General features: G+C 60.7%; 24 protein-coding genes and 1 tRNA gene. 16 read left to right on the top strand and 9 right to left on the bottom strand.

Going from position 1 to position 23,711, the window contains the following annotated elements:
- Positions 1-58: 58 nt before the first annotated feature.
- On the bottom strand, positions 59-1,363 hold the full coding sequence (locus tag NHL60_RS04785) for an IS1380 family transposase (RefSeq protein WP_253445583.1): 1,305 nt from the start codon (positions 1,361-1,363) through the stop codon (positions 59-61).
- A gap of 173 nt (positions 1,364-1,536) precedes the next feature.
- On the opposite strand from NHL60_RS04785, the gene NHL60_RS04780 reads away from it, so the two are divergent.
- From NHL60_RS04780 to NHL60_RS04760, 5 genes are all read left to right on the top strand, one after another.
- Positions 1,537-2,718 carry an IS701 family transposase gene (locus NHL60_RS04780; RefSeq protein WP_253449617.1) on the top strand — a complete coding sequence of 394 codons (1,182 nt, stop codon included), beginning with the start codon at positions 1,537-1,539 and terminating at the stop codon, positions 2,716-2,718.
- Positions 2,719-2,956: 238 nt separating this feature from the next.
- Positions 2,957-3,484 carry a helix-turn-helix domain-containing protein gene (locus NHL60_RS04775; RefSeq protein WP_110068351.1) on the top strand — a complete coding sequence of 176 codons (528 nt, stop codon included), beginning with the start codon at positions 2,957-2,959 and terminating at the stop codon, positions 3,482-3,484.
- Positions 3,481-4,212: an AzlC family ABC transporter permease gene (locus NHL60_RS04770; RefSeq protein WP_110068350.1), complete on the top strand. Its 732-nt coding sequence runs from the start codon at positions 3,481-3,483 to the stop codon at positions 4,210-4,212. Before NHL60_RS04775 ends, NHL60_RS04770 begins: the two co-directional genes overlap by 4 nt.
- The gene (locus tag NHL60_RS04765; RefSeq protein ID WP_253449638.1) at positions 4,205-4,540 is read left to right on the top strand and encodes an AzlD domain-containing protein; all 336 of its coding nucleotides are present in this window, start codon (positions 4,205-4,207) and stop codon (positions 4,538-4,540) included. Before NHL60_RS04770 ends, NHL60_RS04765 begins: the two co-directional genes overlap by 8 nt.
- A gap of 274 nt (positions 4,541-4,814) precedes the next feature.
- Complete coding sequence (locus NHL60_RS04760; RefSeq protein ID WP_367399344.1) at positions 4,815-5,633, top strand: helix-turn-helix domain-containing protein; 819 nt, start codon at positions 4,815-4,817, stop codon at positions 5,631-5,633.
- Here NHL60_RS04760 and NHL60_RS04755 read toward each other — a convergent pair.
- The 3 genes from NHL60_RS04755 to NHL60_RS04745 form a co-directional block, all read right to left on the bottom strand.
- Complete coding sequence (locus NHL60_RS04755) at positions 5,592-6,185, bottom strand: LysE family translocator (RefSeq protein ID WP_110068347.1); 594 nt, start codon at positions 6,183-6,185, stop codon at positions 5,592-5,594. The two genes, NHL60_RS04760 and NHL60_RS04755, sit on opposite strands and share 42 nt — an antisense overlap.
- A gap of 215 nt (positions 6,186-6,400) precedes the next feature.
- Complete coding sequence (locus NHL60_RS04750) at positions 6,401-7,291, bottom strand: PhzF family phenazine biosynthesis protein (RefSeq protein WP_253449632.1); 891 nt, start codon at positions 7,289-7,291, stop codon at positions 6,401-6,403.
- A gap of 288 nt (positions 7,292-7,579) precedes the next feature.
- Positions 7,580-8,584 (bottom strand): IS481 family transposase, encoded by a 1,005-nt coding sequence (locus NHL60_RS04745; RefSeq protein WP_253449629.1) that lies wholly within the window; start codon positions 8,582-8,584, stop codon positions 7,580-7,582.
- Positions 8,585-8,765: 181 nt separating this feature from the next.
- On the opposite strand from NHL60_RS04745, the gene NHL60_RS04740 reads away from it, so the two are divergent.
- The 4 genes from NHL60_RS04740 (at position 8,766) to NHL60_RS04725 (ending at position 12,609) form a co-directional block, all read left to right on the top strand.
- A complete protein-coding gene (locus NHL60_RS04740; protein ID WP_023005187.1) occupies positions 8,766-9,263 on the top strand; it encodes a transposase in 498 nt (165 codons plus the stop codon).
- Positions 9,260-9,727 (top strand): helix-turn-helix domain-containing protein, encoded by a 468-nt coding sequence (locus NHL60_RS04735; protein ID WP_253449626.1) that lies wholly within the window; start codon positions 9,260-9,262, stop codon positions 9,725-9,727. The genes NHL60_RS04740 and NHL60_RS04735 overlap by 4 nt, the downstream gene beginning before the upstream one ends.
- 642 nt (positions 9,728-10,369) lie before the next feature.
- Positions 10,370-11,896 carry a group II intron reverse transcriptase/maturase gene (gene ltrA / locus NHL60_RS04730; protein ID WP_367399343.1) on the top strand — a complete coding sequence of 509 codons (1,527 nt, stop codon included), beginning with the start codon at positions 10,370-10,372 and terminating at the stop codon, positions 11,894-11,896.
- Positions 11,897-11,970: 74 nt separating this feature from the next.
- The gene (locus NHL60_RS04725; RefSeq protein ID WP_367399352.1) at positions 11,971-12,609 is read left to right on the top strand and encodes a transposase; all 639 of its coding nucleotides are present in this window, start codon (positions 11,971-11,973) and stop codon (positions 12,607-12,609) included.
- A gap of 500 nt (positions 12,610-13,109) precedes the next feature.
- On the opposite strand, the gene NHL60_RS04720 is transcribed toward NHL60_RS04725, so the two are convergent.
- The 5 genes from NHL60_RS04720 to NHL60_RS04700 all read right to left on the bottom strand — a co-directional run bounded on the left by NHL60_RS04720 (position 13,110) and on the right by NHL60_RS04700 (position 17,291).
- On the bottom strand, positions 13,110-14,291 hold the full coding sequence (locus tag NHL60_RS04720) for an IS701 family transposase (protein ID WP_253449617.1): 1,182 nt from the start codon (positions 14,289-14,291) through the stop codon (positions 13,110-13,112).
- A 103-nt stretch (positions 14,292-14,394) separates the two neighbouring features.
- Entirely contained in the window at positions 14,395-15,483 is a 1,089-nt protein-coding gene (locus NHL60_RS04715) for an IS630 family transposase (RefSeq protein ID WP_253449614.1), read from the bottom strand.
- A 36-nt stretch (positions 15,484-15,519) separates the two neighbouring features.
- Positions 15,520-16,008 (bottom strand): NUDIX hydrolase, encoded by a 489-nt coding sequence (locus NHL60_RS04710; RefSeq protein WP_253449611.1) that lies wholly within the window; start codon positions 16,006-16,008, stop codon positions 15,520-15,522.
- Positions 16,009-16,058: 50 nt separating this feature from the next.
- Positions 16,059-17,117, bottom strand: coding sequence for a site-specific integrase (locus NHL60_RS04705; protein WP_253449608.1), 1,059 nt, complete (start codon positions 17,115-17,117; stop codon positions 16,059-16,061).
- Between the two features lie 97 nt (positions 17,118-17,214).
- A tRNA-Ile gene (locus NHL60_RS04700) sits at positions 17,215-17,291 on the bottom strand.
- A gap of 147 nt (positions 17,292-17,438) precedes the next feature.
- Here NHL60_RS04700 and NHL60_RS04695 point away from each other — a divergent pair.
- The 7 genes from NHL60_RS04695 to NHL60_RS04665 all read left to right on the top strand — a co-directional run bounded on the left by NHL60_RS04695 (position 17,439) and on the right by NHL60_RS04665 (position 23,709).
- Entirely contained in the window at positions 17,439-18,038 is a 600-nt protein-coding gene (locus NHL60_RS04695) for a hypothetical protein (protein WP_253449605.1), read from the top strand.
- A gap of 66 nt (positions 18,039-18,104) precedes the next feature.
- Positions 18,105-18,872 carry a siderophore-iron reductase FhuF gene (fhuF, locus tag NHL60_RS04690; RefSeq protein ID WP_253449602.1) on the top strand — a complete coding sequence of 256 codons (768 nt, stop codon included), beginning with the start codon at positions 18,105-18,107 and terminating at the stop codon, positions 18,870-18,872.
- A gap of 16 nt (positions 18,873-18,888) precedes the next feature.
- A complete protein-coding gene (locus tag NHL60_RS04685) occupies positions 18,889-19,821 on the top strand; it encodes a helix-turn-helix transcriptional regulator (protein WP_253449599.1) in 933 nt (310 codons plus the stop codon).
- Between the two features lie 105 nt (positions 19,822-19,926).
- Positions 19,927-22,002, top strand: a complete 2,076-nt coding sequence (locus NHL60_RS04680) for a TonB-dependent siderophore receptor (RefSeq protein ID WP_253449596.1) — start codon at positions 19,927-19,929, stop codon at positions 22,000-22,002.
- A gap of 21 nt (positions 22,003-22,023) precedes the next feature.
- The gene (locus tag NHL60_RS04675; RefSeq protein WP_253449593.1) at positions 22,024-22,530 is read left to right on the top strand and encodes an ATP-binding cassette domain-containing protein; all 507 of its coding nucleotides are present in this window, start codon (positions 22,024-22,026) and stop codon (positions 22,528-22,530) included.
- A 53-nt stretch (positions 22,531-22,583) separates the two neighbouring features.
- Positions 22,584-23,501, top strand: a complete 918-nt coding sequence (locus tag NHL60_RS04670) for an ABC transporter substrate-binding protein (protein ID WP_253449590.1) — start codon at positions 22,584-22,586, stop codon at positions 23,499-23,501.
- Positions 23,491-23,709, top strand: coding sequence for a hypothetical protein (locus NHL60_RS04665; protein WP_253449587.1), 219 nt, complete (start codon positions 23,491-23,493; stop codon positions 23,707-23,709). The genes NHL60_RS04670 and NHL60_RS04665 overlap by 11 nt, the downstream gene beginning before the upstream one ends.
- Positions 23,710-23,711 lie beyond the last annotated feature (2 nt).

Below are 23,711 nucleotides of genomic sequence, written 5' to 3'. Positions count from 1 at the left end.
GGACGCACTGCCCCCAACCCCCATGTGTTTTCTGTGCCGGGGACAGCACGCCGCGGCGCTACCCAGGCACCAGTTTGCCAGCCAGCTTCAGGAAGAGGTCTTGCTCCGGGTACTGGCTGCTCAACATCAGCCGAATCGTGCGCGTGTTGCGGGTGATGACGGCGCCGATCTTCAGCAGCTTCAGGCGGATGGTATTGACCTGGGCTTGGGCGAAGTCGGTGCGCTTGAGGTAAATCCGACGCAGTCGCTCCAGGAGCAGATAGGCCAGCCCCGAGAGCAGTAGCCGGTACTGGTTGGGCCACCACTCGTGGCAGCTGGTGCGGTCGGAGAACAGGAACTGCTGCTCCTTGATGCGGTTCTCCATCTCGCCCCGGGCACAGTAGCGGTGGTCATAGAGCCACTCGGCGCTGCAGCCGCGCAGGCTGGTGACCACGTAGCGGGTGTTGAAGCCACGCCGGCTGGTCTCGGACTTGACGATCACCCTTCGTCGACGCTCCTTCCAGCTCTTGGCAGCGTACTCGATGAAGCCGAAGACACGCTCCTTCTCCCAGGTCTTCTCGAAGCGGATGGCCGACGCGTAGTCGATGTTCAGAGCCAGCTTGGCCAAGCGCTTGTTGCCGGCGAGGCCGATGATGTAATCGACGCCGTGGCGGTCACACCAGTTGAGGATCAGCGGACGGCAGAAGCCGCTGTCGCCTCGGAAGACGATCTTCACCTCAGGCCACGCCTGGCGCAGCCGACGGACCAGCAGAGCGAGGATGGCACCGGCGTGGTGAGCGGCATCCAGCGAGGCCGGACGCAGGTAGCTGACCAGCAGCTGGTCGCCACAGAACACGAACAGCGGCAGGAAAATGTAGTGGTTGTAGTAGCCGTTGAAGTGCCGCCCGAGCTGCTGGCCATGCACCCGATCGTCGGTAGCATCGAAGTCGAGGTAGAGCGGCTTCTTGGGTGGCCGCCGGAACGAGCGGATGAACTGCTCGATCATCTCCTCGTGGATGGTGATCGCCCAGTCCCGGTCAGCTTGCTGCTCGAAGCGGCACAAGGTGGACTGACTGGCGAGCACGCCATCGGTATCGACGGCGGTCTGCAGGGCGATGTCGTGACGCAACGCATGGTGGTCATTGAGATCCTCATAGCCCAGTGCCAGGCCGAACATGCGCTGCCGGACCAGGGTTTCGGTGCGGTGCAGGCAGCGCTGAGCGTCGCGCTCGTCGCTGAGTCGGCGAGCGACGGCGCGGGTCAGGCCCATCTCGCGATCGAGCTGCCGCAGCAGCAGGATACCGCCGTCAGAAGTGACATCACCGCCATCAAAACGGGCGATGATCTGACGACCTCTGCAGCGTGGAAAGGAGGCGGACGGCATGGTACATTTTGTCATGGCGGCTGAGGCGGTTGATTCTTGTGTAGGAGCTTGAATTATAACCGATTTTCAGCCGCCTTTTTCATGTCTGATGCATTATCCAGGCTAGTACTACAGCCGTAACTCAATGAGCTACAATGCATGTGGTTGATATGGAAGCGATCACGCGGTGAAGTATGCAAGAGCTGGATCTCTCTGTCTCAGCATTGTTGGATGACCTGACGGATCGGTTAGGCCCACTCTTTCCACGTTCGGAAACGCGAGCTCGAGCTCTACGCTATATCCAGGGGCTACTCAGTCAGTGTGAACGTAAGAACAGCTGGCATCTTGCCGAGTGGCTCGGCGATGCCACCCCAGATGGGGTGCAGTACCTGTTGGATCGAGCCCGCTGGGATGCGGACGCGGCACGCGATGTCCTCCGCCAGTGGGTGATCGATATGCTGGGCTCGCCTGACGGTGTTCTGGTCCTTGATGAGACGGGCTTTATCAAGAAAGGCCAGCACTCAGCCGGTGTGCAACGCCAGTACAGTGGCACTGCCGGCCGTATCGAAAATAGCCAAGTCGGCGCCTTTCTTCTCTACGCCAGCCAGGCAGGGCATGCCTTCCTGGATCGTGCTTTATACTTGCCCAAGTCCTGGACACAGGATCGCGAGCGTTGTCGGCGTGCAGGAATCCCCGATGACGTCGAATTCGCCAGCAAACCTGAACTCGCTCGCCGGATGCTGGAACGTGCGCTGGACCAAGGAATACCTGCCGCTTGGGTGACGGGGGATAGCGTCTATGGCGGTAACCGAAGCCTACGTCTGTGGCTGGAGGATCGGTCGCAACCCTTTGTTTTAGAAGTGGCTTGTAACGAAACCTTATGGTGGAAGAGCTTTCAGTATACGCGAGCTGACGAGATTGCGGCGGCACTGCCGAAGGACGCTTGGCAGACCGTGTCTGCTGGCTCGGGCAGTAAGGGCGAACGCTGGTACGACTGGGCGTTGGCCCCTCTAATGAGATTACAGCCCACAGAAGAAGCTCGCCGCTGGGGGCATTATCTCCTGATCCGACGCAGCCTCTCCAAGCCGGATGAACTGGCCTATTATGTGGTCCACGCGCCCAAAGATTGGGTGTCGATCAAAACGGTGGTGCAGGTCGCGGGGCAACGCTGGAAAATCGAGCAAGGTTTTCAGACAGCCAAGGGGGAATGCGGTCTGGATGAGTATGAAGTGAGGCGCTGGGGCAGCTGGCATCGCCACATCACCTTATCGCTGCTGGCCCACGCCCTCTTGGTGGCGATTCGGAAAGCGAGTCAGCAGCAAAAAAAACCGTTGCTGACAGGATCCAATGGACACTTCCCGAACTCAGACGGATGATCGGGAGATGGGTATGGCAAGGACAGCAGGCCTTGTCTCATGCGCTTCATTGGTCGGATTGGCGACGAAAGCACCAATATCGGGCTTGGCTGTGCCACTGTCGGCAGCAGCAAGCCCGGATGGAAATGCGTGAACGAGAACTCCAGCAGTTACGGCTGTAGTACTAGGGGAGCGGTTGACAGGCCTCTGTTCCTTTTATAGAACGTTCTTTTAAAGGAACAACTCGAGGCCGCCCACTATGGACATGCTCTCACTCGGTACCTTGGGCCAACATCTTCAGGCTCTGCGCCTGGCGCGAGGCCTATCACTGTCGCAATTAGCCGCCGCCGCCGGCATCGCCAAGTCGAACCTGTCACGTCTTGAGCAGGGCAACGGCAACCCCACACTCGACACCATCTGGCGCCTAGCGGTGCAGTTGAAAGTCCCCTTCGGCACCCTAGTAGCACCAATCCGCGTGCCACTGGGAGAAGACGGCGTGGAGGTGCGCCTGCTTGATCAAGGCCAGGATACGCCTCAGGTCGATGCCTACTGGATGCGTTGCGCGCCCCACACCACGCGACACGCCGAGCCCCACACCTCCGGCGCGCGAGAAACCCTTACCCTGATCAGTGGCAGCCTGGAGGCCGGGCCGGAGGGTGAGACCCTGCCACTCTCCGCCGGCGACAGCCTCACCTTTGCCGCCGACCTGCCCCACCTCTACCGAACTGGAGACACCTGGGCCACGTTACTGGTCAGCGTCATCTATCATGAGGAGCCCACCTCATGAGCCTGCAAGCCGCCACCTCGCCGGTCCGACCTTGGCTTTCCGGCATGCGCGAGGCTATTCCGCTGCTGGGCGGCTATGTGCCGGTGGCCATCTCCTTCGGGCTGATCGCCACCCAAGCCGGCTTCAATGCCTGGGAGGCGGTGATCATCTCAACGTTATTTTATGCCGGCGCGTCACAGTTCCTGTTCGTCGGCATGATCGCTGCCGGATCTCCGCTGTGGCTGGTGGTGGCAATGACGCTGTTGATCAACCTGCGCCATGTGGTCTACGCCCCCAATCTGGCGCCTTGGCTAACTTCCAGCCGTTGGTGGGGCTGGTTGATGCACACCTTGACCGATCAGGTCTTCGCCCTGGCCCACGCTCGCCTGCCCCAGCTGCCGGAAGCACAGCGCCTCGGCTGGTTCACCGGTGCCGCCCTGCTGGCCTGGGCGATCTGGGTCGGCGGCACGGCGCTTGGGGCCTTGGCCGGCGGTGAGCTGGTCGCCCGCTGGGCGCTGATGGGCGAGATCCTACCCTTCGCCCTGCCCACTCTGTTTCTGGTGCTGGTGGCGCCCCGCTTCACCTCCCGGCGCTGGAGCCTGGCGTTGAGCGTTACCATCGCCAGCTCCCTGCTGCTGACGCTCCTGGGTTTGACCAACGTAGCGATTCCCCTCGCCGCCGTATGCGGCATGTTGTGTTTCCAGTTCGTGAAATTCGACACCGCCATGCAAGGAGACCACCATGAGTAACGCCCTGTGGATCGCCGTGCTAGCCGCTGCGCTAGGTACCTTGCTGATGCGCCTATTGCCGCTACTGTGGATGCAGCGCCGCCTCAAGCGGCTCGGTGACGACGCCCCCGAGGCCATGCCCCAATGGCTGAGCCTGCTTGGACCGCTGATGGTCGCCGCTGTGTTTGGAGTCTCGCTGGTGCCAGTGACACCCGGGCCCCTCGCCTGGTTGGCCACTGTCATCGGTATGCTAGCGACCCTCGCCGTCTGGTGGCGCACGCGCACCCTGGGCTGGCCGGTCGCAGCCGGGATAGCGACCTACGGGGCGGTCGTGACGTTGTTTGGATAATTTATCATCCATCAGTTGGCCGGACAGTGTGGTTGGCTGTGTGACGCCGACTCGATGGCGTTATGGTCGCTGGTTTCTCACCCAGATTGACGCACTACAGTCCACTCTATTTCATCGGAATTTATGTTGCTATGAGGCCGCCAAATTCGGATTCACGAAGCGATAATTGTTGTCACCTGCTTATTGAAGAATACGGAAAGTCGGAAACAAAATATCAGGGAAGTTATAATTTATGAGAAGTCAAAGTAAACCTCTATTCTGGCGAGAAAGTCGCATGCCTCACGTGGAGTTGCGCAATGTTGAGGACGGTCGCCAGGTGTGTTATTACCCTCACAGTCACACCCAGTGGTCGATTGGAGCCATCACTGGAGGTGAAAGCACCTTTCAGTATCGGAATGATCATTGCCGGGTGAGTGCTGGCGACCTTGTGCTCATGAATCCGGAGTGGGTCCATGCCTGCAATCCCATCGACAGTCAGCCGTGGGCGTACCTGATGCTGTATGTGGATATCGACTGGCTGACGGATTTGCGGTTTCAGGCGGGTTTACTTCCGGAACGGAAGTGGCAGGACATCCATACGGCAACAATCTCTGAGCCAATATGGTATGAACGCTATTGTCGCATGGCGGGCTGCCTTCTGGACCCGCAGCGTGAGCTTCTGGAAAAACAGACAGAGACAGTGGGGTTTCTGTCAGACTTGATGCAAGTGTTGGCAACACTACCTGAGATTCAGGATAAAAGGGCACCGCAAGCATTGGTGGTGTTGGCCAATTATCTGGATGATCATGCGGCGGAGGATGTTTCGCTCGATACGCTTTGCGAGATTTCCGGTTACAGTGCCGGCCACTTGATTCGTGCGTTCAGGCAGTATTTTGGTCTGACACCCCATGCCTACTTGGTGAACCGGCGTGTTCAACTCGGACGCCGTGAGCTGAAAAACGGCACCCCCATTGTGGAGGCGGCCATGAACGCAGGTTTTGCTGACCAACCGCACTTCCAGCGCACTTTCAAGCGTTTGATGGCCGCAACGCCAAACCAATATCGGAACGCCTCATCCCATCAGCAGATAAATGCAACTGATGGCGAGAAGTAAGGCCAATATACGATTTATAGTGACCAGTATTATAGGTTTATGAACATAGCGGCGCATAAATGCACCGGCATATACCCAGCAGGCGAGTGACAGCCAGCAGATCGGGAGATAAATTATGGCGAATAGCAGGATTTGCTGCAGGTCGTTCGCGCTGGTGTAGGCGCCTATGCCGGAAGCCGAGGCCAGCCAGGCCTTGGGGTTAAGCCACTGCATTAGCGCCCCGGTACCGAAACCGGGAGCCTTCTCTGTGCCATTCTCTGGCAGTTGGCCGCTGTCCATGACCAGTTTTACACTCAGGTACAGTAGGAAGGCTATGCCACCCAATCGCAACAACTGTTCGGCAACAGGCACTACCGTCAGAAGCGAGTAAAGGCCCAATCCCACGGCAATGAACAGCGCAGTAAAGCCCAAGGTGGCGCCGGTCACAAAGATCAGGCCTTGGGGAACCGGATAGCGTGTGCCACTGCTTAAGCAAACAAGATTAACCGGCCCAGGGGATATGGAGCTAGCCAAGGCGTAGGCAGACATGGGTAAAATCAGGGAAAGGCTCATTGATACTTTCCGCTAAGGTCACATGCAGAGTCTGCCCTGAGCGTCGAACCAGGTATTGAAAAAAATTGAGGTTGCGCCGCCTATGACTCGGTCTATTCCTGGCAATGGCTATGGCCTTCTGGAAGCCAGTATTGATGTCGTTATAGGAACGCTGATTGCTCAGCGCCTCCAAAAAACCAAATAACTTTATGCTCTTATATCCAAAAATTCGAGACTCAGTGAGAGTTTCTCAATCTGGGATATAGTGTGCCGTTACCGACGATCACTGCTTGCCCAGCGATGCGGATCAATGAAGCATTATCGTTTCGCTCTGTTTCTGCGAAGATGAGGCTGGGGCGGCCCACCTCTATTCCTTGACGGATTCTCCACTGATATAGATCAGGACGTGGTATAGCTTCTGCGAGATATCCTACCAACGCTGCTGCGGCACTCCCGGTAGCAGGGTCTTCACGAACACCGCCTTCTGTGGAGAACATGCGACTGTGTATCGAATGTTCCTGGCCAGAAGATTTTTCGAGTACATAGAGATAAATCTGTTCGTAGCCGCTAGGTGATACCCACTCCGACCAAGCTTTGGGCGAGGGCCGGGCCCGGCCTAGGGCTTCCTGGGAGTCGAGCTCGATTAGATGGTAAGGGAGTCCACAGGAAGCCAGTACTGGTTCGCTACTAACCTCTCCGGCATTGAGACCGAGCAGTTCCTCCGCGGTCGCTTGATTCAGTGTGCTGGCTTGGATCTCCACCGGCACCGCTGCGGTGAAACGGGCCAGGTCATGATCGTAGTCCACCATTAAGGATCCGACATCAGCTTTCAGCGTAAGTGGGCGGTCGCGCTTTGCCATGTCCAGCTCCGCCAGTAAGTGGGCGGTGCCTATCACCGGATGACCGGCGAAGGGCAGTTCCATGGTTGGCGTAAAGATGCGGATAGGGTAACACGCAGGAGCAATCGCCTCGCCAACGAAGACAGTCTCGGATAGGTTCAATTCGTTGGCTATGGCCTGCATCTTGTTGGAATCTAGCTCGTCGGAACGCGGAAACACCGCGAGCGGGTTTCCAGAAAATGCTCGGTCAGTGAAAACATCGAGAAGATAATAATAGTGTTTATTCATTGTTTGTCGGATCCCGTGTTATTGACTATCCGCTTGGAAACTTGGCCCCATCAGTCGGGCAGATTGAGGTATCGCTAAATTATGATATGTTCATGCGCAGATCTCAAGCTACTAGAATTAGAAATCTATCAATAGGGAAACGTATTTGTCCAAAGCGACAACCCGCTTGCTCAGAGCTCCTGCGAATGATGTACTCTTGTCCGTCAAACGATCGTTTTCTGGACACTCTGAGTGACATGCAAAGGAAGCACGCGCCACCTTGTTACATGTCGGGTCCCATGTGATTGACTACCCGTTTGGTAAATAACTGTCGGGTCCCGTGTGATTGATTACCCGCTTGGTAAATAACTCTGGTCGCTTGGCCTGCCACTCCTTCATCGCCGTGATCGGTGCTTGATGATGCAGCGCCTTCTGCGGGATGTGGTGATTGTACAGCCAAGCGTAGCGTTTGAGCGTCTGCTCCAGGTCCTCGCCTGAGGTATACCGCCGGGTGGCCAGCACGTCGCTGATGCGGCCGTTGAACCGCTCCACCATGCCGTTCGTCTGTGGCCTTCCCGGCTTGATCAGGCGATGGTCGATACCATGGGCCTGGCACTCCTGATCGAAGGGATGGTGCCCGCTGGGCTTGCGCTCACCTGCCCGCGTGAAGCGGTCCGTGAACGACTTGCCGTTGTCGGTCAGCACCGTCTGGATCTTGAAAGGTGCCTTCTTCTCCACTTCCTTCATAAACGCCCGAGCATCCTTCGCGGACTGGCTGCGTCGCACCTCCAGGTAGACCCAGCGTGTCGCACGGTCGATGGCAACGTACAGGTAGCGTTTCTTCTCCTCGTCGGGCATCTGGGGCAGGTGCTTGATGTCGATATGCACGTAGCCCGGTTCGTAGTCCTTGAAGGGCTTGTGCCGGGGTTTCTCGTCGCCACCGGCATCCTGCCGCGCCAGTTCCGCCAGCGTCGGCACCTCACGCCGTTTGAGCATGCGATGCAGGGCGGAGCGCGACAAGCCGGGGTTCAGGAACTCACGCGCCACGACGAGGAGATCATCCAGGCCGAGGCGCAGGAACTCACGAGCCGTGATCAGCACCTCCTCCTGCTCAGCTGTGAGCGTGGCCAGGAGGTTGTGACGGGTATGCGATCGGTCATAGACATCGTCGCGGTAACGCCATCGCTGGATGGTCGCAGTAGCGACGCCATACTGCCGGGCCAGCTCGCTGTCCGTGATGCTGGAGGGGGCTGCCTGGATCTCGGCACGGATCTTCGGTGTCGTCGTCGCTTGTTTATGCAGCTTGATGTCCATGAACCTGTTCCCGGATGAATTGCTGAAGAAGCCCCCTGGCGGCTAGCAAAGGATAACTCCTATAGGCGATTTGATCATCCGGGACCCGACAAAAACTCAGGTCCCCCCAGTGTCAGGATGACTGTCGTGCCCTCTGATACCCTGTTCTTGTAAACCGACCAGGGGGCGAAAGGAGACACTCATGCCTCGTTACTCAGAGGAGCGCCGGCAAGCCGTGGTCACCAAGCTGCTGCCTCCCCACAACCTCTCCCCGCAGGTGATCGCGGAGCAGGAAGGGATCTCGTTGGGCACCGTCTACAAGTGGCGCAAGGAAGCCCGTGCCGAAGGGCGCTGCCTGCCGGATGCGCTGGGCAAGGGCGCCGATGGCTGGTCGTCAAAGGACAAGTTCAACGCCGTGCTTGAAACCGCTTCGATGAACGCCCAGGAGACGGCGGAGTACTGCCGCCGCCGCGGGATCTACCCCGAGCAGCTGGAGCGGTGGCGCCATGACTGCGAACAGGCTGCCAGCCTCTCGCACTCCGAACGCCAGCGTGAAGCCGATGAGGCCAAGCAGCAGCGCAAGCGCATCAAGGCGCTGGAAAAGGAGCTCGCCCGCAAGAACGAGGCCCTGGCGGAGACCGCAGCGTTGCTGGCCCTCAGAAAAAAGGCGAGGGCGATCTGGGGGGACGAGGACGCATGATCAGCACCCCAGATCGCCAACGCGCCATCGCGCTGATCGACGAGGCCAGGGCCCAGGGAGCACGCCTGGAGACTGCTTGCCGCGAGCTGGGCATCACCGCCCGAACGTACCAGCGCTGGACGCGCGGCGGAACGCTGCACGAGGACCAGCGCCCTTTGGTCGACCGGCCGGTGCCGGCTAATGCGCTGACACCGGCCGAAGAACAGGAAATCCTCGATGTGTGCCACCGCCCCGAGTACGCCAGCCTGCCGCCAGAGCAGATCGTGGTGCGCTTGTTCGATGAGGAGCAGCGCTACCTGGCCTCACCCTCGTCATTCTACCGGGTGATGCGCAAGCACCGCGAAATGGTGCACCGGGGCCGTGCCAAGCCACCTCAACGCCGCGCCAAGCCCACGACCTACCAGGCCACTGCGCCGAACCAGGTGTGGTCGTGGGATTGCACGTGGTGTGTGCCTCGACCCTGAAGGCAGCAGGAAGTAGCTGAATGGGCACGAGCATGACTGGAATACCTTCATGCCGAGCAGGATGCTACTAGTGAAGGGCTGCCCTCTGCTGTGAGAGGGCATGAGCCGAAGCGGCAGTGACCTGCTGTGCACTGGCAGGGTGATGTAACCCGTGGGAAACGGGGTGTGAGGCGAAGCTGTTACGCCAAGATGCACCTCTAGGCTAAGTATGGAAAGGTTGAGGAACACGAACCGATTAATCCGCGTCTGTGGGCTGAACGTGTCGCCACCTCCTACACGGCTTATTGGAGGTGTGCACCCCCAGCAGTGAGTACAAGTATGGCTCACTTCTGCTGTGGGCGACGAATAGCCACGTCGTTGCCAACAGAGGTATGGACAGTGCGCAGCTAATCCATACCGGGTGCACCAACTTGCAGCATGCAAGGGTAAAGATTGCGATCGGCAACCTCCTCCATACACTTGAGTCCAGCATGTAAACGAGGGAAGGCTTGTATGGGATGGTAAGGGAGTGCGACCCCGATGCCCGACAAGCTGGCGGAGCCTCCGTAGTAGTCCGAGGTGGGGAAAGCCCATCACATGGCGAAGGGAGGCAGTTCAAGTGGCTTGTTCCACTAATTACCTGACCGAGAGAGGTGAAGACCTTTGATAATCAGGGAAATGCAGAGCAAGCTAGCAACATGGTCAACAGAAGATCCGAATCGTAGGTTTGATCGACTGTTGAGGCTGATTGCAGGGCGCGACTGGCTCCTGAGTGCTGCGTGGAAAACACTGGCATCAAAGGGGGCCAAGACTGCCGGAATCGACGGTGTGACTCGACGAGTAATGGAGCAGAATCTTACCCACTACGTGGATGATATTCGCTCAGAGCTGCTGGCTGGAACCTATCAGCCTCAGCCTGCTCGTCGTATCTATATTCCGAAGGCCAACGGCAAGAAGCGCCCACTGGGGATACCAACACTGCGAGATAGGATTGTACAACGTGCGATGCTGATGGCCATGGAGCCCATATGGGAAAGCGACTTTCATCGCTTATCCTACGGCTTCCGTCCCGAAAGAAGCGTGCACCATGCTATCCGAACCGTGAAATTGCAGCTTACGGATAGTGGAGAAACGAAGGGCCGCTGGGTCATAGAAGGCGACTTGGCAAGCTACTTTGATACTGTCCACCACCGAAAGCTGATGCGGTGCGTTCGCAGGCGGATTTGTGACAATCGTTTCCTAGACCTCCTATGGAAATTTATCAAAGCGGGCCATGTCGACAAAGGGCTGTTTCATGCTGCTCACGACGGCGTTCCGCAAGGTGGTGTGCTTTCACCATTACTGTCGAATATCATGCTGAATGAATTCGATCAATGGCTTGAGAAACGCTATCTTGGCAAGAAGGCCCGCAAAGATCGTTGGTACTGGAACTCTAGCATCCAACGGGAATTTCCAATCGCTATGCGAGAAAGACGACGTTGGCGACCAGCGGTAGCTTACTGCCGCTACGCTGATGATTTCGTCTTGGTTGTTAAAGGAAACAAGGCGCATGCTGAGGCCATCCGCGAGGAGTGCCGAATGTTCCTTGAGGACGACCTCTCATTAACTCTGAATATGGATAAAACCCATATTACACATGTGAATGATGGGTTCATTTTCCTGGGTCATAGAGTAGTCCGTAAACGCGGACCCAATGGCACAATGCGCCCGGTCACGTCCATCCCCCGCGAAAAGGCAAAGAATTTCGCTGCATCTCTGGCGAAAGAACTGTCTAGCAATCATAGCGCGAATAGGATTGACATGGTGGACCGCCTGAATCGCCGACTGGCGGGATGGGCGAATTTCTACCAGCATACCGACTTCACCGCGATCACTTACAGGAAGATAGATGGCATTGTTTTCTGGCGATTTAGCCACTGGATTTCAAGGAAGTATCGCGCGTCGATAAAGTCTATGATGCGAAAACACTTCCTGAGACCAACAGAGAAACAAGCCAAGACATGGAAATTCTTTGGCCCAAATGGCAGAGGTGTTTTCTGCGTAACGAGCCTAAGACGTCTGGTGACCAGTCGAAAGATGACCTTCCGATGGCGGCTTCCTGAGTCAAATCCCTATCTGCCACGGGAAGAGGTACGCAACACCGTCACTTCGCGCTACCGAGATGTTGCCATGGCTTTGAGTCACGCTTGAATGGAGAGCCGTATGCGCTGAAAGGTGCACGTACGGTTCGGGGAGGAGAAGCAGGGAAATAGCTCGACTACGCCCTGCTTCTTACTCCACTGGGCGGCCCGATCAAGGGGCAGCACTACTACCTGGTCATGATGGTCGACATCTTCAGCCGCAAGGTCACCGGCTGGGAGGTGTTCCTGGCCGAGTCGGCCCACAACTCCCGCACCGTGCTGGAGCGTGCCGTGCTGGCAGAACGGATCATTGACCAGCCGCTGGTGCTTCACGCGGACAACGGCAGCCCCTTCAAGGGCGCCACGCTGCTGGAGAAGCTGCATGAGCTCGGCATCACGCCCTCCTTCAGCCGACCGCGGGTCAGCAATGACAATCCCTACTCGGAGGCGCTGTTCCGCACCTGCAAGTACCGGCCCTGTTACCCCATACACGGGTTCGCCACGCTTAGCGACGCGCAAGAGTGGGTGGCCGGCTTCGTCCAATGGTACAACCACGAGCATCGCCACAGCGGGATCCGCCTGGTGACGCCGGCACAGCGCCATGCGGGCGAAGACAAGGCAGTGCTGGCCAAGCGCCACGTCATCAATCAGGCGGCGCGTGATGCCAATCCCGCTCGCTGGAGCGGCAAGACCCGCAACTGGACGCCGATCGGCACCGTGTCACTCAACCCGGAGCGGGAGCTCCAGGTCTCCGTCATCGAACCAGAAAAGCAGGTGGCGTGAATGACCTCAGAGGCGACAGATTCCTTGACAACTACCGGGTCGCTTGGCCAGAGTCGAGGATGCAGCGGGCAGCTGCATGGCGACGAAAGAAAACCGGATCAGCAAGCTCATGACTGGGTCTCCATGGGCCAAGGGGGAGATGCTGACCATCCTTAAAAATATCTATATTTTTTATTTTTGTCCAAACATGGCCCAAGAACGCCCCATCCCTCCTCCCTCTGCTTCTGGACGCCAGACACGACACCGCCGAGCCCCATGGCCTCGGCGGTGTAGAGCTCAGAGCTCCTTTCAGAACCTCATGAATGTGATGGGCTGTTCCGGGGCAGGCCCCCTTTAGTACTACAGCCGTAACTGCTGGAGTTCTCGTTCACGCATTTCCATCCGGGCTTGCTGCTGCCGACAGTGGCACAGCCAAGCCCGATATTGGTGCTTTCGTCGCCAATCCGACCAATGAAGCGCATGAGACAAGGCCTGCTGTCCTTGCCATACCCATCTCCCGATCATCCGTCTGAGTTCGGGAAGTGTCCATTGGATCCTGTCAGCAACGGTTTTTTTTGCTGCTGACTCGCTTTCCGAATCGCCACCAAGAGGGCGTGGGCCAGCAGCGATAAGGTGATGTGGCGATGCCAGCTGCCCCAGCGCCTCACTTCATACTCATCCAGACCGCATTCCCCCTTGGCTGTCTGAAAACCTTGCTCGATTTTCCAGCGTTGCCCCGCGACCTGCACCACCGTTTTGATCGACACCCAATCTTTGGGCGCGTGGACCACATAATAGGCCAGTTCATCCGGCTTGGAGAGGCTGCGTCGGATCAGGAGATAATGCCCCCAGCGGCGAGCTTCTTCTGTGGGCTGTAATCTCATTAGAGGGGCCAACGCCCAGTCGTACCAGCGTTCGCCCTTACTGCCCGAGCCAGCAGACACGGTCTGCCAAGCGTCCTTCGGCAGTGCCGCCGCAATCTCGTCAGCTCGCGTATACTGAAAGCTCTTCCACCATAAGGTTTCGTTACAAGCCACTTCTAAAACAAAGGGTTGCGACCGATCCTCCAGCCACAGACGTAGGCTTCGGTTACCGCCATAGACGCTATCCCCCGTCACCCAAGCGGCAGGTATTCCTTGGTCCAGCGCACGTTCCAGCATCCGGCGAGCGAGTTCAGGTTTGCTGGCGAATTCGACGTCATCGGGGATTCCTGCACGCCGACAACGCTCGCGATCCTGTGTCCAGGACTTGGGCAAGTATAAAGCACGATCCAGGAAGGCATGCCCTGCCTGGCTGGCGTAGAGAAGAAAGGCGCCGACTTGGCTATTTTCGATACGGCCGGCAGTGCCACTGTACTGGCGTTGCACACCGGCTGAGTGCTGGCCTTTCTTGATAAAGCCCGTCTCATCAAGGACCAGAACACCGTCAGGCGAGCCCAGCATATCGATCACCCACTGGCGGAGGACATCGCGTGCCGCGTCCGCATCCCAGCGGGCTCGATCCAACAGGTACTGCACCCCATCTGGGGTGGCATCGCCGAGCCACTCGGCAAGATGCCAGCTGTTCTTACGTTCACACTGACTGAGTAGCCCCTGGATATAGCGTAGAGCTCGAGCTCGCGTTTCCGAACGTGGAAAGAGTGGGCCTAACCGATCCGTCAGGTCATCCAACAATGCTGAGACAGAGAGATCCAGCTCTTGCATACTTCACCGCGTGATCGCTTCCATATCAACCACATGCATTGTAGCTCATTGAGTTACGGCTGTAGTATTAGAAGAATTAGAAGTTAAAACCATCCTTCCTAAACTAGTGTGATGTCCCAGAAATTAGCGAACAAATTCGTTTGACCTTGGCGAGGATGGATTCGGCGGTGGCGGTCCAGACGAATGGCGTGGCGTGCTCGTTGTAACGGTCAACGAAGTGTTCGATCTTTTTCACGAGTTCCTTGACGCTGGAAAACGAGCCGCGGCGGATAGCCTTCTGGGTGATGATGCCAAACCAGCGCTCGACCTGGTTGAGCCATGAGGCATAGGTCGGGGTGTAGTGGATATGGTAGCGCGGCCGCTTGGCGAGCCATGCTTTGACTTTGGCGTGCTTGTGGGTGGCGTAGTTGTCGACGATGAGATGGATATCGAGATCGTCGGGCACGTTGGCATCGATATGGCGCAAGAAGGCGAGAAATTCCTGGTGCCGATGGCGCTTCTTGCATTGACTGATGACCTCGCCGCTAGCGATGTCCAGGGCGGCGAACAATGTGGTGGTGCCATGTCGGATGTCATCATGGGTGATACCTTCGACATAGCCCAGCCCCATGGGCAATACGGGCTGGGTACGGTCCAGCGCTTGTACCTGGGATTTCTCATCGACGCACAAGACCATGGCGTGGTCAGGTGGGTTGAGGTAGAGCCCGACGATGTCGCGCACTTTTTCGACGAAGAAGGGATCGTTGGAGATCTTGAAGTGGCGTTGGCGATGCGGCTGGATACCGAAGAGATCGAACCAACGCTGGACGGTGCTTTTGGACACGCCCGTCTCCTCGGCCATGGTGCGTACGCTCCAATGCGTGGCATTGGGCGGTTCCGTCTGGAGCGCCCGATTGATGACCTCGGCCACTTCCTCATCCTCATAAGATCGAGGACGGCCACTTCTCAGCTCGTCATGCAAGCCCTCGATGCCGAATTCGATGTACCGTTTGCGCCATTTGCCGACGGTATTCTTGTTCAGCCGCATGCGCTCGGCGATGGCGGAGTTGGTTTCACCATCGGCACAGGCCAATACGATCTGGGCACGTTGAACCAATCCATGGGGAAGGGCCCGAGAGTTGGCGAGGCTCAGGAGGTGAGCACGCTCTTCGTGACTCAACACGACAGGGGGGCTGGGGCGTCCGCGAGGCATGGGCAGCATCCTGGTTGGGATCTGCCCATAATTGTACTATTTTTTTACGGGACGATACACTAGCTCATTTTCGTAAATTACCATAGCTTGTCTTGCCACTTTCTCAACATCTAAGCTAATAGCCAGACTTTTTTGGTTCACATCATCAATTTCAAAAAAGCAAGCATCTAGTGCATCATCACCCGCGAAGGGCTCACCTGAGACCCATACACAGAGTACAGCAACAAGCACAAAATGATATTCAAGCTCACCACTTTTATCAAAGTCTAATACGTCGACAGCATTGAACACCCTATGCACGTTGGCGGTAACACTTGTTTCCTCGTAAAGCTCTCTCAGCGCAGCCTCTTCAATTGTTTCTCCTCGCTCAATTTTTCCACCAGGGAAACCCCATCGACCCGCATCTGGTGGGTTAGAGCGACGTACTAAAAGTACTTTACCATCTTTTAACAGAACTGCGATGGTTGCTACCACCGGGCGTTTTTTCGACGTCTCTGGAAACTCACAACCACCCTGACCAGACATCACACCCTCTGTATCGATTAAAAATGGATAATAATATTATACAAGTGGTATTAGAATGATCGACCGTATCTTATTCCGTCAAGCTTTTCGACCAGATCCTCTGCTCTCAGATGCGTATACCGCCTCAGCATCTGCATGGACTTGTGACCACTGATCGCGGCGACCTCCTGATCGGATAGACCCGCCTCAACTAGACGACTGACGGCCTCATGGCGCAGGTCATGAAAGCGGAAGTCATCGAGTCCGGCCTGCTTCTTCGCCTGGTTCCAGAGCTTGGTATAAGCGTAAGGACCGCGCTTGCCGTCCCTGCCAGGCTCACCAAAGAACACCAAATTACAGTCCAACGGACGCACCGGGTTGTTCAGCGCTTGCTTGAACACCTCGGTGGCCGCCTGGGTCAACGGCACCAGGCGAGCTTCGTTGTTCTTGGTGTCCGTGAGGCGCACCACGCGGCGCTTCACTCGGGTGAGGGTCAGGATCTCTGAGGAGCGCATACCCGTCTCCAAAGCGATTCTGGCGATCCAGGCCAGCATGGGATTGCTGTGCTGCCGTAGCACGGCGAACAGGCGCTTCTCCTCATCGGGACTCAGTCGGCGGTCACGCCCCTCCCCTGGGCTGGGCTTGCGGATGTTCTGGACGGGGTTGTAGGTCAAGCCGAGCCCCCATTCCTGAATAGCCACGGTGTAGAGGTGGCCGAGCAGGGCGAGCTCCAGGCGCACGGTATTGGCGCTGATAGGCTGACCACGATGCCCGATGCTATTGAGGCGAGTATCGCGATAGTTGGCGATCAGTTCCGGCGTCAGGGCTGCGAGGGAGTATTTTCCCAGGTGTTCGATCAGCGTGCCCGCCTTGTGCCGCTCGCTCTTTTGGGTGCTGGGCTTCTTGGTGGGTGTGACGTCGGCCAGGTAGCGCTTGAGCGCGGCTTCGAGCGTCATGCGCTCCGAAGCGCTGCGCTGGATATAGACACCACGCACCATTTCGTCTTCGGTGCGGCGTGCCCAGTCCTGGGCGTCTCGTTTGGTGCGGAAGGTCTTGGCGGTGGTGGGCCAGCCGGTCTTGCGGATGACGGCTTTCCAGCTACCGGCAGGGGTCTTGACGATGGTGGCCATGAAAGTCTCCAGGGGGCTGAAGGATCGGTACTGTACCGAAACTGTACCCTTGGACTATGGGACTCACCAAAGAAAATCCTTAAGTAGCTGATTTGAATGGTGGGCCCAGCAGGACTTGAACCTGCGACCAAGGGATTATGAGTCCCCTGCTCTAACCAACTGAGCTATAGGCCCTTTCAGCGAAGGATGCGCGAACGCGCCGGCGTATGATAGCGAATGGCAGGGGAGCTGGCCATAGCCCGATCGGTCTCCCCTGCGGTCAGCGGCACCTTCCCCGGTTGCCGCGGTCTTTCATGGGCCTGCCCTTCTGGAGATACGCCGGTGCCACGTCGCTCTATTGCCAGCCTGCCAGTGCTTGGCCCTACCCTCCTCATTCTGCTGCTGGCCCTGCCCGCCGCCGCCTGGGAGCTCGACCCGGCCCAGTCGCGGGTCGCCGCCACCGTGGTGCAGCTCGCCCCCGAGGGCCCCATCCCCCGCCAGCACGAGGTGCGCCGGCTCACCGGCACCGCCGAGGCGGACGGCACCCTGGTGCTGCCGCTACGGCTGGCCCAGAGCGACGTGATCGAGCGGATGGGGCCCCTGCCGCCCTGGCTCTCTGGCTTCACCGAGCGCCCCATGGCCACGCTCACCACCCGCTTCCCGCCGGAGCGCCTGGAGGCCCTTGGCGTGGGCGACTCCCTGGTGGAGGTGCTGATGCTCGCAGTGCAGTCCGGCAACAGCACCCGAACCGAGCCCCTGGCGGTGCGCTTCACTCGGGAATCGCCTGAGCGGGTGCGGGTCACCAACGCCGAGCGGGTGGCGCTGGACGGCCGCGAGCTGATGGCCGACCCGACGCTGCGTTCGGTGATGCGGCTGCTCGGCTACGAGCGGATCGGCGACGAGGTGCCGGTGAGCCTGGATGCGGTGCTGGTGAGGCGGTAGTCGCTGCGGCGCACCGATACCGCGCTGGGCATGGCGCACACCGACACTTTTGATAATGATTATTATTTGTATAATAGAGCTTTCCGCGAATCCAGTGGTCTCGCCATGCCCTCCTCCCTGGCCAAGCTCTACATCGGCCCATTGCAGCACCTTGCCCCGCCGGCGGTCACTCCCCTGTCACCCCACCTCGGCATGCCGGCCCGACAGCTGATCGATCCAACCTCGCTGGGCGCGCTGCTCACGCGTTTCGGCGCCCGCTACGGTCATGGCGACCGCCGCGCCGTGGCCTCGCTATGGTCCAAGTGGCACTTCAGCGCCTTGGCGGCCCACTGCCTGGCCGCCAACCTGCTGCTTGAGCGCGACTTACCGCTGGGGCTCGACGAGCTGCACCTCGAGCAGTCTCCCGAGGGGCAGACCACCGGCCTGGCGCTGCGCCATTCCGGCCGCCCCCTGGCCGACCTCGACCCCTGTCGGCGCTTCGCTACCCTGCTCGATGGTCATCTGGAACCGCTGATCGAGGCCCTGGCCGCGGCCACCGGTGCCTCCCCGAAGATGTTCTGGAGCAACGCCGGCAACTACTTCGAGCACTTCGCCGGCGCCTTGGCCGACCACCCCATGGCCGCGCCGGACGTCGCGGAACCCGCCATGGCGCTGGTGGAAAGCCGCACGCTGCCAGACGGACGTCGCAACCCACTCTACCGGCCGGTGCGCTACGTCGAGCGTGATGACGGAAGCCTGCGGCGGGTGCGTCGCCTGTGCTGCATACGCTATTTGATCGAGGAGCTCGGCGTCTGCGGTAACTGCCCGCTGAGCTGTCGACGGCCTAGGCCATAGGCGCAGGTGACAGGCCATGTTTCCGCCCCGCCGCCACACCGTCGCCGATTTCCTCGGCTATGGCCGCCGCTACCAGATCGACTACCGCTTTCCGGTGGCGCCCGGCCAGCCGGAGCGCGCCGCCCGGCTGCCCATTGCCCAGGGCCGGGTGGAAGAGGTCACGCTGACGGCGGGGGCCGAGCTGGTGCTCTCCGACCTGAAGGTGATCCAGCCCTATGCGTCTCGCTCCCGAGGCCAGGCGGCGCTGCTGATCGTGGCGGTGCTGGAGGGTCGGGTACGCCTGGGGCTGGCGGGCAGGGAGCGCTGGCTGACCGCCGGCGAGGCCTACACCCTGTGTCTCGACGACCGTCAGGTACTCGGTGCCCATCAGCCTGCCGACCAGCGCCTGCGCACCCTTAGCCTGGCACTGAGCGATGAGGCCATGGGCCAGTGGTGCGGCTCGCTCCCCCCGGCGGCTCCGTACGCCTGGTCGCTGCCCAACGCCCTGGCTCTGACCCTGGAGCAGGGCTACCGCAGCGGCCTCTCCGGCCAGGCACGCCGTCTCTTCTTCCAGGGTCTGGCGCTGCAGCTGCTGGCCCAGGGGCTCACTCCTCCCGCTCCGGAACGTCTGCCGGCCACGGCCACCGCGGCGCCGGCCAGACGCCTGGAGGCGGTCCGCCGCCTGCTCGAGGAGCATCCCGAGCGGGAACATGACCTGGCGGCCCTGGCGAGCCTGGCCGCCATGAGCCCCAGCACCCTGGCACGCCGCTTCCGCGCCGCCTATGGCTGCTCGCCCATCGACTACCTGCGCCGCCGGCGTCTGGCGCGGGCTCGGGAGCTGCTGCTCGGCGGGTATAGCGTCCAGCAGGTCGCCCATCTGAGCGGCTATCGCCACGCCAGTAACTTCATCACCGCTTTCCGCCGCGCCTATGGCGTTTCCCCTGGGAGCCTGTCGAGTTCCCGCCCTTGAAGCAGGCTGGCACTCGCCCATAACCCCTTGCGCGGCACGCATAACTCACCGGAGCGAATAAGTGAAACAATTCTCACTTGCAAATCTATCGTCCGAGAGTGATCCATGCCCCGCTTGCATCCCCTGACCCTCGCCACTGCCCTGGCCTCCATCTCCCTGTCCAACCCGCTCCTGGCCGACGAGGCCCTGGAGACCCTGACGGTCACCGCCAGCGCCGCCACCAAGACCGAGACGCCCTTTATCGAGACGCCTCAGACGATCTCGGTGGTCGAGCGAGTGGACTGGGAGACCCGTGGCGCCGAGAGCGTCCAGCGCGCCGCCGACTATACCCCCGGCGTCTTCACCAACCAGATCGGCGCCTCCAACCGCTACGACTACCTGGTGCTGCGCGGCTTCGCCGACGGCAGCATCAACAACACCTTCCTCGACGGCCTCAAGGTGATGAGCGACGGCGGCTCCTTCAGTTCGCTGGTGATCGATCCCTGGTTCCTGGAGCGTATCGAAGTGGTCAAGGGGCCGGCCTCGGTGCTCTATGGCCGCGCCTCCCCGGGGGGCCTGGTGGCCCAGACCAGTCGCCGCCCGGAGTTCGAGTCCAGCGGCGAGCTGCGCCTGCGACTGGGCAAAAATGCCCAGCGCAGCGCCGCCTTCGACGTCACCGGCCCGCTGGACGCCGAGCGCCGCCTGGCCTTCCGCCTCACCGGCCTGGCCCGGGCCGCCGATACCCAGTTCGGCCCGGTGGAGGAGCGGCGCTACGCCATCGCCCCCCAGCTCAGCTGGGACATCAGCGACGCCACCAGCCTGACCCTCCACGCCTACCTGCAGCGTGAGCCGGAGGGAGGCTACCATGCCGGCCTGCCCTTCGAGGGCACGGTGGTGGACCGTAACGGCCGCCGCATCGCCAACACCTTCTTCGAGGGCGAGGAGGCCTTCGAGACATTCGAGCGCGACCAGCTCATGGTCGGCTACGAGTTCGAGCATCGCTTCCATGACGGCCTGAGCGCCCGCCAACGGCTGCGCTATACCGAGACCGAGGTGGAGCTGGCCCAGGTCTACGCCTACGGCTGGGCCTCGCAAACCGAACTCAACCGCTACTTCTCCGGCGGCGAAGAGTCCCTCGATGCCCTGACCGTGGATAACCAGCTGGAGGCGCGCCTGGCCACCGGCGGCGTGGATCACACCCTGCTGCTAGGCCTGGACCATCAGCGGCGCAACAACGACGTCACCTGGACCTCCGGGGCCTTCCCGGCCATCGACGCCTTCGATCCCCAGTACGGCGCCGGGCCCAGCATGATGTTCCCGGAGGTACGCCAGCGCCGCGAGCTGGAGCAGACCGGCCTCTACCTCCAGGATCAGCTGGCCTTCGGCAACTGGCGAGCCAACCTCGGCCTGCGCCACGACTGGGTGGATATCACCAACAGCGACCCGGTGAGCGGCACCCAAAGCGTGCTGGACGACACCCAGGTCAGCGGCCGCGCCGGCCTGCTCTATGCGTTCGATAACGGCCTGGCGCCCTATGCCAGCTACTCCACCTCCTTCAGCCCCAACAGCACCACCGACCAGGACGGCGACCTGCTGGCCCCCACCGAGGGCGAACAGTGGGAACTGGGCCTGAAGTACCAGCCCCCGGGCAGCCGTGACCGCTACAGCCTCGCCCTCTTCGATATCACCCAGGAGAACGTCTCCGCCAAGCGGCCCAACGAGACCTTCTATCGGGCCACCGGCGAGATCCAGTCCCGCGGCGTCGAACTGGAGGCTCACCACCAGTTGACCGACGCCCTCTCGCTGCAGGCCGCCTACGGCTACACCGACGTGACCCTGGTGAAGACCGGCGACGCCACCCAGGGCAATCGCAGCCACCAGGTGCCACGCCACCAGCTCGCGGTCTGGGGCCACTATACCGCCCGGTCCGGCGGCCTGGCCGGCCTGGACGCGGGACTCGGCGTGCGCCATCACGCCGATATCCATGCCGACGACGCCAACACCCAGCGGGTGCCGGACACCACCCTGGTCGACGCCACCCTGGGCTATGACCTGAGCCGCCTGGGCCTCGACGGCATGAGCGCACGCCTCAACGTCAGCAACCTGCTCGACGAGACGTACGTGGCCTCCTGCTACGACCTGAACTTCTGCTACTTCGGCGCCGAACGCAGCGTTACCGCCTCTTTCCACGTCGCATTCTGATCAACTCATAGGAAACACCGCATGTTCGAGATCCGCGCTGCCACCTTCGAGGTTCACGGACGGCAACTGCTTGGCGCCACCGACCTGACCCTGAAGGGCGGCCGAGTGCATGGCCTGATCGGCCACAATGGGTCAGGCAAGTCGACCCTGCTCAAGCTGCTGGCCCGCCAGCAGCCGGCGAGCCGGGGTGAGCTGTACTTCGCCAGTCGCCCCCTCTCCCGCTGGGGGCATCGCGAGTTCGCCCGCCGGGTCGCCTACCTGCCCCAGCAGGTGCCCGCCACCGAGAACCTGCTTGGCCGCGAGCTCAGCCAGCGCCTGGGGCTCGGCGTGATCATCGTGCTGCACGACGTCAACATGGCGGCGCGCTACTGCGACCACCTGGTCGCCCTGCACGGCGGGCGCGTGCTGACGCAAGGGTCACCGGACGAGCTGATGAACGAGGCCACCCTGGAAGCCATCTATGGCATCCCCATGCGGGTCATGCCTCACCCCGTTGGCCACCACTCCGTCGCCCTGGTGCATGCCTGACGTCCTCATGGCCGCGACTCCCCCCCTCTCTAGCCTCGAAATCCCGCGCCCCGATGATCGTCTCTTCCCTCTGCACTGCCGTGGCCGCTTCGACCTCGCCCGCCTGGCGGCTCCTCCGCATCCTCGTCGCGCTGCTGCTGGCCCTGGGCCTGGCAGCGTCACCTCGCGCCCTGGCCCAGCCGGCCATCGCCACCCTCGACTGGACCCTGGCCGAGACCCTGGTGGCGCTGGGAGTGACGCCGGTCGGGGTCGCCCAGGTCGATGCCTACCATGCCTGGGTCGGCGCGCCGCGCCTGCCCGAGGCGACCGTCGATCTCGGCCTGCGCAGCCAGCCCAACCTGGAGCTGCTGGCGAACCTGGCACCCGATCACATCCTGATCTCACAGATGTTCGCCAATCTGGCGCCGCGGTTGTCGCACATCGCCCCGGTGGCAACAGTGCCGCTCTACACCCCGGGCCGTGAGACCTGGCTCCAGCTGCACGAGCTGACCCACCAGGTGGGCCGCCTGGCCGAGCGGGAAACGGCCGCCGAGCGGCTGATCGCCGAGACGGAGGCGCGGCTGGCGGCCCTGCAACAGCGGCTACCCGAGCGGGTGCCGCCACTGCTGGTGGTGCAGTTCATGGACGAGCGCCATGTCCGGGTATTCGGTGAAGGAGGCCTCTACCAGGCCGTGATGGCCCGTCTGGGAGTGGAGAACGCCTGGCACGGCGAGACCAACGCCTGGGGCTTCTCGCTGGTCGGCCTGGAACAGCTGGCCGGCCTGGAGGCCCGGCTGGTGGTGGTGGAACCCTATCCGGTAGGCGTCGAGGCGGCACTGGCCGGCAGTGGCCTCTGGCAGCAGCAGCCCAGCATGCGCCAGGACAGCCTGATCACCCTGCCCCCGGTGTGGAGCTTCGGCGCCCTGCCCTCGGCGATACGCTTCGCCGAGCACCTGGTGGCCACCCTGGAGGAGGCGCCCCATGACGACTGAGGCCGCCCGCCGTCACGCCCCTGCCCTCGTCTGCCTCCTGCCGGGGCTGTCGCTGCTGGCCCTGGTGCTCGGCTCGCTCGCCGAGGAGGGGCTGCTGATCTGGGGCGCCGGGTCGCTTTCCCAGAACGGCTGGCATGACGCTGCCTTCCTGGCCCCGCGCCTGCTGCTGGGCGGCGCCTACTTCATGTGGGGCTTGGGGCGCCGGTAGGC

Source organism: Halomonas sp. Y3, from assembly GCF_024137965.1.
In the GTDB taxonomy this organism is placed as follows: domain Bacteria; phylum Pseudomonadota; class Gammaproteobacteria; order Pseudomonadales; family Halomonadaceae; genus Halomonas; species Halomonas mongoliensis.
This window is presented reverse-complemented; position numbering and strand designations above follow the sequence as displayed.

What these genes read in the sequence shown, in the direction of transcription:
- NHL60_RS04785 (WP_253445583.1), bottom strand. Translation starts at nt 1,363, where the DNA reads ATGCCGTCCGCCTCCTTTCCACGCTGCAGAGGTCGTCAGATCATCGCC.
- NHL60_RS04780 (WP_253449617.1), top strand. Translation starts at nt 1,537, where the DNA reads ATGCAAGAGCTGGATCTCTCTGTCTCAGCATTGTTGGATGACCTGACG.
- NHL60_RS04775 (WP_110068351.1), top strand. Translation starts at nt 2,957, where the DNA reads ATGGACATGCTCTCACTCGGTACCTTGGGCCAACATCTTCAGGCTCTG.
- NHL60_RS04770 (WP_110068350.1), top strand. Translation starts at nt 3,481, where the DNA reads ATGAGCCTGCAAGCCGCCACCTCGCCGGTCCGACCTTGGCTTTCCGGC.
- NHL60_RS04765 (WP_253449638.1), top strand. Translation starts at nt 4,205, where the DNA reads ATGAGTAACGCCCTGTGGATCGCCGTGCTAGCCGCTGCGCTAGGTACC.
- NHL60_RS04760 (WP_367399344.1), top strand. Translation starts at nt 4,815, where the DNA reads ATGCCTCACGTGGAGTTGCGCAATGTTGAGGACGGTCGCCAGGTGTGT.
- NHL60_RS04755 (WP_110068347.1), bottom strand. Translation starts at nt 6,185, where the DNA reads ATGAGCCTTTCCCTGATTTTACCCATGTCTGCCTACGCCTTGGCTAGC.
- NHL60_RS04750 (WP_253449632.1), bottom strand. Translation starts at nt 7,291, where the DNA reads ATGAATAAACACTATTATTATCTTCTCGATGTTTTCACTGACCGAGCA.
- NHL60_RS04745 (WP_253449629.1), bottom strand. Translation starts at nt 8,584, where the DNA reads ATGGACATCAAGCTGCATAAACAAGCGACGACGACACCGAAGATCCGT.
- NHL60_RS04740 (WP_023005187.1), top strand. Translation starts at nt 8,766, where the DNA reads ATGCCTCGTTACTCAGAGGAGCGCCGGCAAGCCGTGGTCACCAAGCTG.
- NHL60_RS04735 (WP_253449626.1), top strand. Translation starts at nt 9,260, where the DNA reads ATGATCAGCACCCCAGATCGCCAACGCGCCATCGCGCTGATCGACGAG.
- NHL60_RS04720 (WP_253449617.1), bottom strand. Translation starts at nt 14,291, where the DNA reads ATGCAAGAGCTGGATCTCTCTGTCTCAGCATTGTTGGATGACCTGACG.
- NHL60_RS04715 (WP_253449614.1), bottom strand. Translation starts at nt 15,483, where the DNA reads ATGCCTCGCGGACGCCCCAGCCCCCCTGTCGTGTTGAGTCACGAAGAG.
- NHL60_RS04710 (WP_253449611.1), bottom strand. Translation starts at nt 16,008, where the DNA reads ATGTCTGGTCAGGGTGGTTGTGAGTTTCCAGAGACGTCGAAAAAACGC.
- NHL60_RS04705 (WP_253449608.1), bottom strand. Translation starts at nt 17,117, where the DNA reads ATGGCCACCATCGTCAAGACCCCTGCCGGTAGCTGGAAAGCCGTCATC.
- NHL60_RS04685 (WP_253449599.1), top strand. Translation starts at nt 18,889, where the DNA reads ATGTTTCCGCCCCGCCGCCACACCGTCGCCGATTTCCTCGGCTATGGC.
- NHL60_RS04680 (WP_253449596.1), top strand. Translation starts at nt 19,927, where the DNA reads ATGCCCCGCTTGCATCCCCTGACCCTCGCCACTGCCCTGGCCTCCATC.
- NHL60_RS04675 (WP_253449593.1), top strand. Translation starts at nt 22,024, where the DNA reads ATGTTCGAGATCCGCGCTGCCACCTTCGAGGTTCACGGACGGCAACTG.
- NHL60_RS04670 (WP_253449590.1), top strand. Translation starts at nt 22,584, where the DNA reads ATGATCGTCTCTTCCCTCTGCACTGCCGTGGCCGCTTCGACCTCGCCC.
- NHL60_RS04665 (WP_253449587.1), top strand. Translation starts at nt 23,491, where the DNA reads ATGACGACTGAGGCCGCCCGCCGTCACGCCCCTGCCCTCGTCTGCCTC.